General features: G+C 55.2%; 9 protein-coding genes. 8 read left to right on the forward strand and 1 reads right to left on the reverse strand.

Features of this window, described 5'->3' with window-relative positions; all coding sequences use genetic code 11:
• The first annotated feature begins 163 nt into the window (after nucleotides 1-163).
• From BM181_RS04940 to BM181_RS04950, 3 genes are all read left to right on the forward strand, one after another.
• Nucleotides 164-1027, forward strand: a complete 864-nt coding sequence (locus BM181_RS04940; protein WP_075442699.1) for a hypothetical protein — start codon at nucleotides 164-166, stop codon at nucleotides 1025-1027.
• A gap of 99 nt (nucleotides 1028-1126) precedes the next feature.
• Nucleotides 1127-2410, forward strand: a complete 1284-nt coding sequence (serS, locus tag BM181_RS04945; RefSeq protein ID WP_075442700.1) for a serine--tRNA ligase — start codon at nucleotides 1127-1129, stop codon at nucleotides 2408-2410.
• Between the two features lie 60 nt (nucleotides 2411-2470).
• On the forward strand, nucleotides 2471-3022 hold the full coding sequence (locus BM181_RS04950) for a UbiX family flavin prenyltransferase (RefSeq protein WP_075442701.1): 552 nt from the start codon (nucleotides 2471-2473) through the stop codon (nucleotides 3020-3022).
• Between the two features lie 47 nt (nucleotides 3023-3069).
• Here the strand turns inward: BM181_RS04950 and rnhA are convergent, their stop codons facing one another.
• Nucleotides 3070-3771 carry a ribonuclease HI gene (rnhA, locus tag BM181_RS04955; protein ID WP_075442702.1) on the reverse strand — a complete coding sequence of 234 codons (702 nt, stop codon included), beginning with the start codon at nucleotides 3769-3771 and terminating at the stop codon, nucleotides 3070-3072.
• A gap of 161 nt (nucleotides 3772-3932) precedes the next feature.
• Here rnhA and BM181_RS04960 point away from each other — a divergent pair, with 161 nt between their 5' ends.
• The 5 genes from BM181_RS04960 to BM181_RS04980 all read left to right on the forward strand — a co-directional run bounded on the left by BM181_RS04960 (nucleotide 3933) and on the right by BM181_RS04980 (nucleotide 12837).
• Entirely contained in the window at nucleotides 3933-4721 is a 789-nt protein-coding gene (locus tag BM181_RS04960; protein WP_371263010.1) for an MlaE family ABC transporter permease, read from the forward strand.
• A gap of 27 nt (nucleotides 4722-4748) precedes the next feature.
• Nucleotides 4749-5495: an ABC transporter ATP-binding protein gene (locus BM181_RS04965; RefSeq protein WP_075442703.1), complete on the forward strand. Its 747-nt coding sequence runs from the start codon at nucleotides 4749-4751 to the stop codon at nucleotides 5493-5495.
• The gene (locus tag BM181_RS04970; RefSeq protein ID WP_371263011.1) at nucleotides 5492-6781 is read left to right on the forward strand and encodes an MlaD family protein; all 1290 of its coding nucleotides are present in this window, start codon (nucleotides 5492-5494) and stop codon (nucleotides 6779-6781) included. The genes BM181_RS04965 and BM181_RS04970 overlap by 4 nt, the downstream gene beginning before the upstream one ends.
• A 75-nt stretch (nucleotides 6782-6856) precedes the next feature.
• Nucleotides 6857-8443, forward strand: a complete 1587-nt coding sequence (locus tag BM181_RS04975; protein WP_075442704.1) for a TolC family protein — start codon at nucleotides 6857-6859, stop codon at nucleotides 8441-8443.
• A 50-nt stretch (nucleotides 8444-8493) separates the two neighbouring features.
• Entirely contained in the window at nucleotides 8494-12837 is a 4344-nt protein-coding gene (locus BM181_RS04980; RefSeq protein ID WP_075442705.1) for a translocation/assembly module TamB domain-containing protein, read from the forward strand.
• The last annotated feature ends 29 nt before the right edge of the window (nucleotides 12838-12866 follow it).

Genomic DNA, 12866 nt, shown 5'->3' on the forward strand with positions numbered 1-12866 from the left:
CACCCAAGCTGAGCTGTACCGAGTTTGTTTTAACCACGTACGGACAGATAAACTGCAATTTGCAATATGGAAGTAGTTGCTTGTAGCCGCAGCCCATATTTCGTTATCTATTTTGGCCGGGATAGGGTATAATGAAGATAATGAATGATGGGGAGGGAATGGTATGGCAGTGACACCACCGGTGGCACCGACACCGCCGACGCCTCCGTCTGTGCCGAAAGTGATGATGGGGGATGGCGGCAGTGTGACGGAATCGACTGTGCCGCAGAACAGCCAGCAGACGGATGCGCAGCGGCAGGAGGCACAGGCCCGTCAGGCTGTAGCGCGTGGTGATGGTGCGCTTTCTAAGACGACGCAGGCGCGGCCGGAGGCTAAGAATGAGGCGCCGGCGGGACAGTCGTCAAATGGAAGCCAGCAAAATGGTGCAACACCTGTGGTGCAGACGGATCCGCAGGCGGCCGCCGCTTTGCAGGCTGGCAGTTCCCAGGAGCAGGGAGATCAGGCGGCGCAGGCTGCGGTTCAAACGGCGACGGGACAGCCGCCACCTTCGCCGTTGACGCAGGGAGCTGGGTATTGGGCGTTCACATTTGCAGCGGTCGTCGTCCTGGCATTTGTGTTTTACCGCGTGTTCATGAAAAAGCGGCGTGGCGCCAAGGGCGAGTTGTCGGCCGAAGATATCCGGCTAGCAGTGATGACGGAGACGGAGGATCTGCCGAATCTGCGTGGCTTGACGCCGGATGAGGTGTTGAGGCAGCTGGAGGAGCAGGAACGGCTTGAGGCTGAAGCCGAGATGCGCCAGGCCCGTGCAGAGGCGAAACAGCGGCTGGCGGCAGCCAAAGCCAGCCGCGGCGTACCTGTGCATCCGTCACGCGGGGAGTCGGCAGCGGCAGCACCGAAGCAGGCGGCACAGCAGTATCGTGAGCAGGTGACAGCTATGCCGCCTGAGGTAAAGGCAAAGCCGAAGAAGATCGTGCGCAAGCCACCGTCCAGCCCCGATGAGAAGGAGCATTTTGAGATAAGTGTCTGAATATTGACCGAGATTCTTTTAGACGATATAATAGAGAAATGGAATGACAGGAAATGATATGATCTGTTCGATTGTATTGAGATATGGAGAGTGAGTATTTTGTTAGACATGAAGTTTGTCCGTGAACATCTCGACGAAGTCCGTCAGATGCTCAAGAATCGCTGTAATCCGCTGAACCTTGATGACTTTGAAGGCATCGAGAAACGCCGCCGTGAGTTGCTGCAGGAGACGGAGACGCTCAAGAGCCAGCGCAATGCGGTTTCCAAGGAAATCAGCGCGATGAAGAAGAACAAGGAGAACGCGGACGAGCGCATCAAAGAGATGCGTGAGGTCGGCCAGAAGATTGCAGAGCTCGACGGCGAGCTCAAAGAGGTCGAGGAAAAACTCCGCGATATCCTGCTGCATATCCCGAATATGCCGCGTGAGGATGTTCCTATCGGCAAGGACGACACGGAGAATCCGGAAGTCCGCAAATGGGGAACGCCGCGTGAATTCACGTTCGAGCCGAAGGCTCATTGGGATATCGGCACGGATCTCGATATCCTCGACGCTGACCGTGCTGCCAAGGTCACGGGCGCACGGTTCACGTTCTACAAGGGCCTGGGGGCCCGTCTTGAGCGTGCCTGCATCAACTTCATGATGGATCTCCATGCGGATAAGCATGGCTACACCGAAATGCTCGCTCCGTATATGGCGAACAAGGACAGCATGACGGGCACGGGCCAGCTGCCGAAATTTGCAGAGGATATGTTCAAGCTCGAAGGGCTTGACTACTATCTCGTACCGACGGCTGAAGTTCCGACGACGAACTACTATCGCGATGAGATCCTCGATGCCAAGATGCTGCCGCAATATTTCAGCTGCTATACGGCATGCTTCCGGGCTGAGGCAGGCAGTGCCGGCCGCGATACGCGCGGTCTTATCCGCCAGCATCAGTTCAACAAGGTCGAGATGATCAAGTTCTGCACGCCGGAGACGAGCTGGGAAGAGCTCGATAAGATGGTGGACAATGCGGAAGACGTCCTGCGCCTGCTGGAAATCCCGTATCATGTCGTCAAGCTCTGCACGGGCGATATGAGCTTCACGTCGGCAACGACCTACGACATCGAGGTATGGTTCCCGTCCCAGAACAAGTACCGTGAGATCTCGTCCTGCTCGAATTGCACGGATTATCAGGCACGCCGTGCGAACATCAAGTTCCGCCGCGATGCCAAGAGCAAGCCGGAATTCGTGCATACGCTCAATGGTTCGGGCCTGGCTGTGGGCCGTACCGTTGCCGCTATCCTCGAGAACTATCAGCAGGAAGACGGCAGCGTTATCGTCCCGAAGGTTCTCGTACCTTATATGGGCGGCGTCGAAGTCATCAAGAAAGCAGAACTCTAAGCGAGAACGATTCAGAGCCTCCCAGGTGGGAGGCTCTTTTGCTGAAAGAAGGAGAGCGCTATGAAAATCGTTGTGGGAATCACTGGTGCCAGCGGCAGCATCTACGGCCTGCGGCTCATCGATACGCTGCGGCAGGCTGGCCATGAGGTGCATGCTGTCGTCACGGACAGCGGCTGGCAGGTGCTGGATTACGAATGCGGCGTGAGCCGCGAGGCTTTTGCCCAGCGCGTCGACGTGCTCTACGATAACCATGATATCGGAGCTGCCATTGCGAGCGGCTCCTTCCGCATGGATGCGATGGTCATCGTGCCGTGCTCGATGAAGACGGCCGGCAGTATCGCCCATGCGGTATCGGATAATCTGCTGACGCGGGCGGCGGATGTCGCGCTCAAGGAATACCGGCCATTGCTCATCGTGCCGCGTGAGACGCCGATGCATGCGATTCATTTGGAGAATCTGCTGAAACTTTCCCAGGCGGGAGCCCGCATTATCCCCGCGAGCCCGGGGTTCTATCATCGTCCGCAGACGCTGGCTGATCTCGTGGACATGCTCGTGGGCAAGATCTGCGATCAGCTGGGGGTGGAGCATGAGCTGTTTGCCCGCTGGCAATGAGATAAAGCGAAAGCCAGCAGGAGGATATATCCTCCTGCTGGCTTTTTTTACAGGTATTTCATTGCTTCGCTCTTGGCGAGCTGGTCGCAGCGTTCGTTGAGGTCGACGCCGACGTGGCCTTTTACCCAGTGGAAGGTGATCTGGTGACGGGCGTAGAGCTCGTCGAGTTTCATCCAGAGATCCTGGTTGAGCACCGGATTGCCATCGGCTTTTTTCCAGCCGCGGCTTTTCCAAGACTTGAGCCATCCCTTGGTGAAGCCGTTCTTCAGGTATTGGCTGTCGGTGTAGATCGCGATCTTGGCCGGGGACTGGGGGAATGACATGGCGGCGATGGCTGCCGATAGTTCCATGCGGTTGTTGGTGGTGCTTGGCGTTCCTTCGTGGAGCTCAGTTACTTCGCCGGTGTGCACATCGGTGACGACGGCGGCCCAGCCGCCAGGCCCGTCGGGATTGCGCAGGCAGGAGCCATCGGTGTAGATGACGTAATCCTGTTCGTCATCTGGCAGGGCCGGCGCGGCTGGCTGGGAAGCTGCTGTACGTCTGGCGGGGTTCGTGGCGCGCCGGGGGGCAGGGGCAGCCTGTGGCAGGGTGCGTTCGCCGCCATTCAGCCAGGCGAGGGCCTCGCTGACATCGGTGAAGCCCTTGTAGCGGGCACCGGCAAAACCATCGACCTGTTTCTTGCATTCGGCCCAGGTCGTGAAGATGCCGCAGGCGCGGCCAGCGCGTACGGCGTATACTTTCTTTGGCATAGAAACCTCCTGAATCGTAAAGTGAGAGTACCTTTATTATATAGGGAAATGCAGGGAAAAAGAAGTTGAAATTTCCAGTAAAAATAGTAAACTTATCTTTACTATTTCGGTTATCTCTGCTAAAATCGAAAGGTAGTATAGGATAGGAGAATTCTCGGCGGATGGGAAGGGAGATGGTGAGGCTGCTGAAGCTGCTGGAGCTTGTCGGTGCGTTTGTTTTGCGCCGGCTGGATGATTTGGGCACGATTGTGCTGCTTTACCGTGATACCATGCGGGAGCTCGGCCATAAGCCGCGTTTGCGCCATATCCTGGCGCAGATGTCGCATCTTGGCGTCGACTCTTTGCTGATCGTGAGCTTGACCCTGCTGTTCACAGGTGTGGTAATGACCTTGCAGACGGCAGATATCCTGATCCGTTTCGGGGCGCAGGGGACAATCGGTGGTATCATTTCAATCGCTATCGGCCGTGAGCTGGGCCCTGTTCTGGTCGGCGTCGTCTGTGCGGGCCGCGTGGGGGCGGCAATCACGGCGGAGATCTCGACGATGAAGGTTACGGAGCAGATCGATGCGTTGCGCGTCATGGCGGTCAGTCCTGTCAATTACCTCATTGTGCCGCGCATGATCGCCTGCATGATTGTCGTCCCGATACTTACGGTGTTCGGTGATATCATCGGTGTGATAGGCGGTTGGTTCGTGGCGGTCTACTATAATGGCATCAGCTCGTATCTGTTTATGAATTCAATCCATAAGTTCACGGAAGTCTTCGATATCACGGGCGGTGTCATCAAGGCGGTGTTCTTCGGCAATGTCATTGCTGTACTGGGCTGTTATTACGGCCTGCACAGTCCCGATGGTGCCGAGGGCGTCGGCAAGGCGACGACCAAGACGGTCGTTTCTTCGATCATCGTCATTTTTATCCTGAACGCCGTGCTGACGTTCGTCCTATATTGAGATTTGCTTGTAAAAGTGTGAGGAATCATGATTCGACTCGTGGATGTGTGCAAGAGCTTTGGCGAGAAAGAAGTCCTGCACCATATCAATCTGACAATTGAAGAGGGGGAGACGCTTGCCATCATCGGGGGCTCAGGCTCAGGCAAAAGCACGCTTCTGCGTCTGCTTATCGGTCTGATCCGGCCGACTGCGGGCGAGATCTGGATCGGTGATCAGGACATTGCACAGTTGGCGGAGAAGGAGCTTGATAAGGTCCGGCTGCATATGGGCATGGTGTTCCAGTATTCAGCCCTGTTTGATTCGATGACTGTGGGGGATAATGTAGCCTTTGGCTTACGGGAGCACACGGATCTTCCTGAGACGGAAATCCAGCGTATCGTGACGGAGAAGCTGCATCTTGTCGGCTTGGACAATGCTGCGCAGCGGATGCCGAGCGAACTTTCGGGCGGCATGAAGAAGCGCGTGAGTTTGGCGCGAGCCATTGCCTTTGGTCCGGACATCATCTTCTACGATGAACCGAGTTCGGGCCTTGATCCGCTGATGACGGCAAAAATCGACGAGCTCATCCTGCATACGCAGCAGACTCTCGATGTGACTTCGGTCGTCGTAACGCATGATATGGTGAGTGCTTGCCGCATTGCCGATCGCATCGCGATGGTTCACGAAGGGAGCATCATTGCCCTCGACACGGTCGAGAACATCAAGCAGAGCAAGGATGAAAGGGTGCGGGCATTTTTCCGCACAGTGGCGATAGATAGGGAGGCACAGGGATGATGACAACAGAGGCAAAGGTAGGTGCGTTTACGCTGGTGGGGCTGGCACTCTTGGCTGGTGTCATCGTCATGCTCAGCGGGTTCAAGTTCGGTGGTGACAAGGACTACACGCTCTATGCCGGTTTCCGTCAGGTCATTGGCGTAGAACCGCAGTCGACTGTCCGGCTTTCTGGTGTGCCGGTCGGCGAAGTCAAGGAAGTCAGGAATGATGGCCGTGGTGTTACCGTGACGATGCGCATCCATGGTGATGCGCAGATCCCGAAGGGGTCGCAGGTAACGGTCGGCTCAGCTGGCGTCATGGGCGAGAAGTTTATCAACATCGTACCGGCAGACACGTATAAAGGCTGGGTTGAAGATGGTGACTACTTGATTGGCCAGGACGAGGAAGGCATGGATACGATGTTCGCCAACCTCAATAAGCTGACCGAACAGGCGCAGACCTTGATTGCCGATATGCACGGTATCCTGGGGAACGCAGATTTCCAGCAGTCGATTATCATGATGGCTGTGAATATGCGCGATACGACAGCACATGTCAATGGACTCGTGGCGGCGCTGGAAAGCATGGCACAGTCCAATCAGGGCAACATCAATCAGATGCTTGGCAATATGAATGCGATGACGGCCAGCCTCAACCGGACGGCCCAGGTTGTCGAAGCCATGATGACAAATCTTTCGACTGTGGGAGCTGATCCGCAGACGGCTGAGAATCTGCGGCTGACACTTAGCAACATTGCCGAGGCCAGTGATAAGATCCGGGTGATTGCGGAAGGGCTGGCTAAAGTGGCTGGCGATGAAAAGACTATCGAAGATACGAAGGCTATCATCCATAATACGCGTGAACTGACAGAAAAGGCAGGAAAAATGAAACGCCGCCTCGAATCTATCAAGGTGTCACCGGAGATGGATGTTCTCTACAGCGGGGGCCAGGGAAAGTGGAGCACCAATTTGAATGTCAATGTGGGAGCGCCAGAAGGGGCATTCCTGAATTTTGGCATGGATAATATCGGTAAAGATGGCCGAGGGAATTTCCAGCTGGGGACACGTGCTGGCAGTTTCGGTGCGCGTGGCGGCGTCATCTATGGCAAGGCTGGTCTTGGTGTAGATGCCTATGCAGGCGATAAGTTCAAGTTTTCGGCGGATGTCTATGATGCTAGTGATCCATCGGTGCGCCTGCGGGCACAGTATCGTCTGGGGAACAGTGATACCTGGCTGCTGGGGCAGATGAACGATGTCAATGACAGCGAGCATCGTGCGACCTTCGTAGGCATCCGGCAGTCGTTTTGATTCTCGATAATCTCTGCCCGCGCAAGCGGGCATCTATATACATGATGAAATCTGGTTTCAAGGGAGGATATAGTCTTGAAGAGGAATAAAGGTTTTCATAAAAAATTGACGGCGCTCGTCATGGGCGGCCTGGCGATGATGATGGTGTCGGGAACGGCTATGGCTGCCGACACGGTGCAGCTGGATCTCAAGGACAGCGTGCAGATGGCGCTGGAGAATAACCGCAATATCAAGAGTGCCTTGGCGGGCGTAGATGCGGCGAAGTGGAATCTGTCGTCTTATCGCCGCAAGACCGGCGTGACTTTTTCCTGGGCAGCGACGGCTCAGCGTATTGGCGGCAGAACGAATGAGCTAAACGGCATCGATGGTTCGCAGTATGGCAACACCTGGAAGGCTACCATGCCGCTTTACAATGGTTCGCTGCGTGCAGCTATCGACCAGTATGGCTATGGGCTCAATGAAGCCGATGTAACGCTGGAGAATGTGAAACAGGGCATCCGTTACGAGGCTACGGCTGATTACTATAAGATCCTGCAGTGCCGCAATCTCATCGGCGTCCAGCAGGATGCAGTCAACACGCTGCAGGAACATCTCGACAATGTCAATGCCCAGTATCGCGTTGGTACGGTAGCCAAATCGGATGTGCTGGCTTCCCAGGTACAGCTGGCTAATGCACAGCAGGCACTGGTGACAGCGCAGAACAATTACGATATCGCTATCTCAACGCTTAATAACGTTGTCGGCTTGCCGACGGATACGGTGCTCGATATCCGTGATCAGCTTAAATACACGAAATACGATTTATCGCTTGATGACTGCACGAAGTATGCATTGGCTAATCGTGCCGATGGTGCAGCTGCGTATTATGCGGTCAAGCAGGCTGAGGCCTCCATCAATACGGCACGTTCGGGCTATTATCCGACGGTCAATGCTGTGGCCAGCAAGACCATTGCTGGTGACAGCGGGTTCAAGGATAATGAATCAGAAACTTGGGTGGCAGGTGCTGAGGCATCGTGGAATATCTTCGATAATGGTGTAACCGCAGCGAATATCAAAACAGCAGAAGCCAGCCTGGTCACGAAGCAGGAAAAAGCTCATCAGACGGATGAGACCATACAGCTTGACGTGCGCACGGCATATCTGAGCTTGCAGGCTGCAGAGAAGAATATCCAGACGACGCAGGTAGCTGTGACGCAGGCTGAGGAGGATTATAAGATTGCGCAAGTCCGCTACAGTGCTGGTGTCGGTACGAACCTTGACGTCATGGATGCCAACGAGAAGCTGACGTCGGCCCGGACAAATTACTATACGGCGCTCTATCAGTACAATACAAGCAAGGCAGCGCTTGATAAAGCAATGGGCCTGCCCGTAGATATCGATGTCGTGAAGTACCGTGAGTCGCAGCTTGCTGGCAACCGTGTCAAGAAAGTCCGCGAGGATGCCAAGCTCCATGCGGATGCAATTCTTGAACTGACGGAGGAAGCAAAACAGGCCTCCAAGGAAGAGGCAAAGGCAGGCCGTCAGATAGAGCGGGAAGCACAGAAGGCAGCCAAGGAGAAGAAGGTTAAGGAGAGTGCAGCAACGGCTAAGTCTGCACCGGTGGCAGAACCGGCTGAAGCAGCACAGAATACGGATTCAGTAGCAGAGGAAATGGCAAAATAAATCTTGCCGGAATAATATAGCCAGGGACTGGGCTTTTTGAGGGGTATATCATGAAGCGGAAATCAATGGGAATACTGGCAGTTGTTTGTTGCATATGCATGCTCGGGGTATTAGGGCTCCGCTACTATATGCAGACGGCTGCCTTCACGGAATCCGCTGGACAGACAATCTCCTCAGTGGCCACAGAAGCACTGGGCGTGCAGGTCGATGTCGGTGATATCGAAGTCAAGTCGTTCCGCACGCTGGAGTTGCACGATCTGGCAATCTATGATAAGCAGGCGGCAGTCATCGCACGGGCAGAAAAAGCGCAGGTGACCTACCGCCTGCTTTCTGCGCTTTCTTCGCCGGTCGAGGCGATCAAAGAGGTGACTGTCTCGGATGTGACGGCCGTTGTCGAGCAGCGGGCCGATGGCAGCTGGAACTATCGCGATGTGATCAGTGATGAGCCAAGCAGTCAGCAGTTCCACGGCATCGTCAATGTCGAGAACGCACAGGTGACTGGCCGTATGCAGGGGCGGGAACTGACGCTGACGGATGTCAATGGCAGCCTGGATTTTGCAGACTATCCGGTGCTCAAGGCGCAGGTGTCGGCCAATAACCAAGGGGCAGCCATCGAGGCGTCGGGAACCTTTGATGACGCGCGGCAGATTTTCAATGTGGCAGTCCATGAGGCCGATGTGCAGCACTATCTCGGACTCTTGCCAGCTGATTGGCTGCCCGATGAGGTGACACTTGAAGGTGGCCGGATCAGCCAGGCGGAACTGCATGTATTCCGGGATGGCAGCCAGCTGTCATTCAGTGGCGAGGCAGACTTCACGGAGGGGGCTCTGCGCGTCCAGTCGACGGAAATCAAGGGCATCAAGGGCCATACGGCCTTCACCAATGTGGAGGTCCTGCTTTCGGCTGAGGCGGAAGCCAATGGCCAGCAGGCTAAGGCACATGGCAAGATTCGGCTGGATACAGGTGTACCCTATCTGGATCTTGAGGCCACGTCGGATTCATTCGACCCTGGAAAGATCCTGGTGAATATCCCCTATCAGGGGGCGGCGTCTTTTGCAGCTAAGGTGAAAGGTACCATCCAGAATCCGTTGGTTGATGGCAGCGTCAAGGTAGCCGCCGGTTCCGCCGCAGGAGTGTCCTTCAAAAATCTGGCGGCGAAGGTTCGCTATCAGGACGGCCATGTGTTTGTGGAAGACATGCGCATGGACACGTTGGGTGGTCAGGCGGCAGGCGAGTTGGCGCTGTCGACGCTTGATCTGGGATATACTGCCCATGTACGGGTACAGGGAATCGATATGGCAGAGGTGGCCGCTGTGATTCCGGCTGCCAGTGCGGTGACCGGACGCGTGTCGGGAGACATCGGCTTCAGCGGTACCGGCCTGGAACTGGAGGTGATGCAGGCGTACGGCAATGCCAAGCTGCAGCATGGTGCCTATCGGGATCTGCCCATCGAGGATCTCAATGGCTCCTTCTATCTGGCTGGTGACGACCTCAAGCTGGATTTCGTCAGCATGAACCTGCCAGGCAAGAGCCGCTTAGGGGTCGAGGGCACGGTGGCCGATGTGCTGGCTGAACCGACGCTTGACTTGGCGTTCTATGGAGCGCATTTCGATTTGTCTCTGCTGAGCAAGCTTGAGCCTGAGGCCGACCTGACTGGTGTCAGTGATTTCAAGGGGACGGTGCAGGGCCCCGCCGTCAATCCGCAGGTGGAGATCAAGTTTTCTGGCCTTAATGGCACTTTGTTCAAACAGCCCTTTGACAGTCTGAAACTTATGGCCAGCGGCAGTTTGGATGGTGTGCATATCGATGACTTCCTGATGGAGAAAGATGGCCGGGAAGTTTGGCGGGTGGCTGGTTCTGCCGGTTTTGCCGGCGAGCGCCGGTTGAATCTGCGAATCGATACGATGGGCGCCCGTATGGAAGATATCGCGGCATTGGTGGCGCCGGATCAGCCCATCACGGGTAATGTCGATAATATCATCACACTTACGGGAACATTGGATAATCCCAAAGGTGTCGGTTATATTCATTTCTATCGTGGCAGTTATCATGGTGTACTGCTTTCAGGCATGGACGGTGACTATTTCCTGGATAATGGTGTAATCCGTTTGCAGGATTTTCATGCGTATTCGCCGATGGTTGATATGGTGCTCAACGGCACGATCGACCAGGCGAAGCATCTCGATATGGAGGTAGAAGCCCGGGACATCGATCTGAAGCGCGTGGAGCACAAGCTGCCCTATGAGGTAAGCGGTCATGGAACTTTCAAGGGCAAGATCCTGGGCACGACGGACAGCCCGGAGTTTTATGGTATCCTCGAGGCATCGAGCCTGGTGCTGAATGAGCAGGAAATCACGAATCTGCGCGGTCTGGTCAAGTACCGGCGTGAGATTGCTGACCTCGATCAATTCCGCTTTGAACAGAATGGCGGCACGTATGAGGTTACCGGCTCGGTCGATACGGCTACTGAAAAGATAGCAGGCAAGCTGAAGATCGATAATGCAGATGCCAATGCGATAGCGGCGCTGGCCAATCAGAAGAATGATTTGCTGCAGGGACGGGTCGACTGTACCGCTGATGTAGGCGGTACGCTGCGCAATCCGCAGGTACAGCTGGCTGGTGCTATGGAACAGGGTACCGTGGGCGGCTACGATATCCACGATGTGGCGTTCAACCTCCGGCTGGCAGATCAAGTGGTGTATATCGATAAGTTCTCGGCCTGTCAAGGGCCGACGGGGCTGATGACCTTGTCCGGCAGTGCCGGGCTGGCTGGCGGGCCGCTGGCAGCAAAACTTTCCGCGTCCAATCTGGAAATGGGCATGTTTGCGCAGTTGGCAGGCATCAAGACCACGGTCATCGGCACAGCTGATGTTGAAGCTGTGTTTGGCGGTGTGCTGGCGAATCCGTCCGCCGATGTGACCATCAAGGGCCATGACGGTGGTGTGCAGGGGTCGACTTTCGATAGCCTCGATGGTGCGCTGCACCTCAAGAATGGGCTGGTGCGTGTCGACGCATTGACCGTGAGAAAAATGTCTGGAGCTAGGACGTATCAGGCCAGTGCACAGGGAATCATCCCGTTGCGTGCGCTTTCGGCGGACCGCGACGAGGCGCTGGATGATATCGAGCAGATGCAGTTGACGCTAAGCCTCGATCAGGCGGATCTGTCACTGCTGCCCCTGCTATCCAAGCAGCTTGACTGGGCTGTGGGCGCGACGACGGGCAGCTTGAAGATCCATGGCACGCTGGCGCACCCTTATATCGATGGTTCGCTGGGGATAAGGGCTGGTGCTGTCAAATTCAAGGCGATTGAGAATCCGGTGACCGATATGAATGCGGATATTGTATTCATGGGCAGCAAGATGACAGTCAGGGATTTTTCTGGTAAAATGGGCGATGGTACGTATTCATTGACTGGTGATATACAGTTTGATGGCGTGAAGCCGCAGAAATACGATCTGAAGCTGCAGCTTGACAAGCTGGATGTGCAAAGCAGTATGTTCCGCGGGCCGATTACTGGTGAGTTCCGTCTGTTCGATACGGATTTTTACGGGGAAACACTGCCGAAACTCTATGGAAAAATCGATTTTGCTGATTGCCTTGTCTCGGTGCCGGCTATCCCCGATAGTGAGGGTGAGATGCCTGAGGCTGTGCTCGATGTACAGGTCAATGTCGGAAAGAAGGTTCATTTCTACAGTCCCTATCTTTACGATATGTATCTGACTGGCCAGGTCCATGCTGGCGGCATCACCAGTCATCCGAAGATGTCGGGCAGCTTGGAGGTCAAGCGTGGCGGCACCATCAACTACCTCAAGACAGAGTTTGCCATCCGTGAAGGGCGGGCGACTTTTAATCAGGTGGCTTCGTTCCTGCCGAGCATTGATTTCTTCGCCGACACACGGCTGACGCGGACGCGGGTGTTCCTGGCGGCCAAGGGGCCACTGGGGAACATGAGGGTCATCCTGTCGTCAAGCCCGCAGATGAGCCAGACGCAGATTATCCAGCTGCTCACATTGCGCGATGCATACAAGCATGGGCAAAATAACATGACAGCGGCAGATCTTCTGACTGTGGGCTTGCAGATGAGTTTCCTGTCGGAAGTGGAGGGCGTCATGCGTGACGTTCTCTATCTCGACCAGTTCACGATTTCCCGCGGTAATGGTTCGGCTTTTGAAAATCGCGCCGAAGAAAATGAAAGAAACAAATACGATTTTAATGTTCAGATGGGAAAATATATCTCGGACAAGGTTATGGTGAAATATACGCGCAGTCTGGGCGGCAACAAAAGTGTCAACCGCTATGGGCTTCGCTATGATTTCGATGACAGATGGGGTATGACGCTTGAGCGTGAAGGCCGTGACTATGTTGTCGGTGTTGAAGCAAGGACATCGTTCTGAGATGGCATGCTGGAAAAGGAGGTGAGCAG

It is taken from the genome of Pseudoselenomonas ruminantium (genome assembly GCF_900113715.1).
In the GTDB taxonomy this organism is placed as follows: domain Bacteria; phylum Bacillota; class Negativicutes; order Selenomonadales; family Selenomonadaceae; genus Selenomonas_A; species Selenomonas_A caprae.

What these genes read in the sequence shown, in the direction of transcription:
- BM181_RS04940 (WP_075442699.1), top strand. Translation starts at nt 164, where the DNA reads ATGGCAGTGACACCACCGGTGGCACCGACACCGCCGACGCCTCCGTCT.
- BM181_RS04950 (WP_075442701.1), top strand. Translation starts at nt 2,471, where the DNA reads ATGAAAATCGTTGTGGGAATCACTGGTGCCAGCGGCAGCATCTACGGC.
- rnhA (WP_075442702.1), bottom strand. Translation starts at nt 3,771, where the DNA reads ATGCCAAAGAAAGTATACGCCGTACGCGCTGGCCGCGCCTGCGGCATC.
- BM181_RS04960 (WP_371263010.1), top strand. Translation starts at nt 3,933, where the DNA reads ATGGGAAGGGAGATGGTGAGGCTGCTGAAGCTGCTGGAGCTTGTCGGT.
- BM181_RS04965 (WP_075442703.1), top strand. Translation starts at nt 4,749, where the DNA reads ATGATTCGACTCGTGGATGTGTGCAAGAGCTTTGGCGAGAAAGAAGTC.
- BM181_RS04970 (WP_371263011.1), top strand. Translation starts at nt 5,492, where the DNA reads ATGATGACAACAGAGGCAAAGGTAGGTGCGTTTACGCTGGTGGGGCTG.
- BM181_RS04980 (WP_075442705.1), top strand. Translation starts at nt 8,494, where the DNA reads ATGAAGCGGAAATCAATGGGAATACTGGCAGTTGTTTGTTGCATATGC.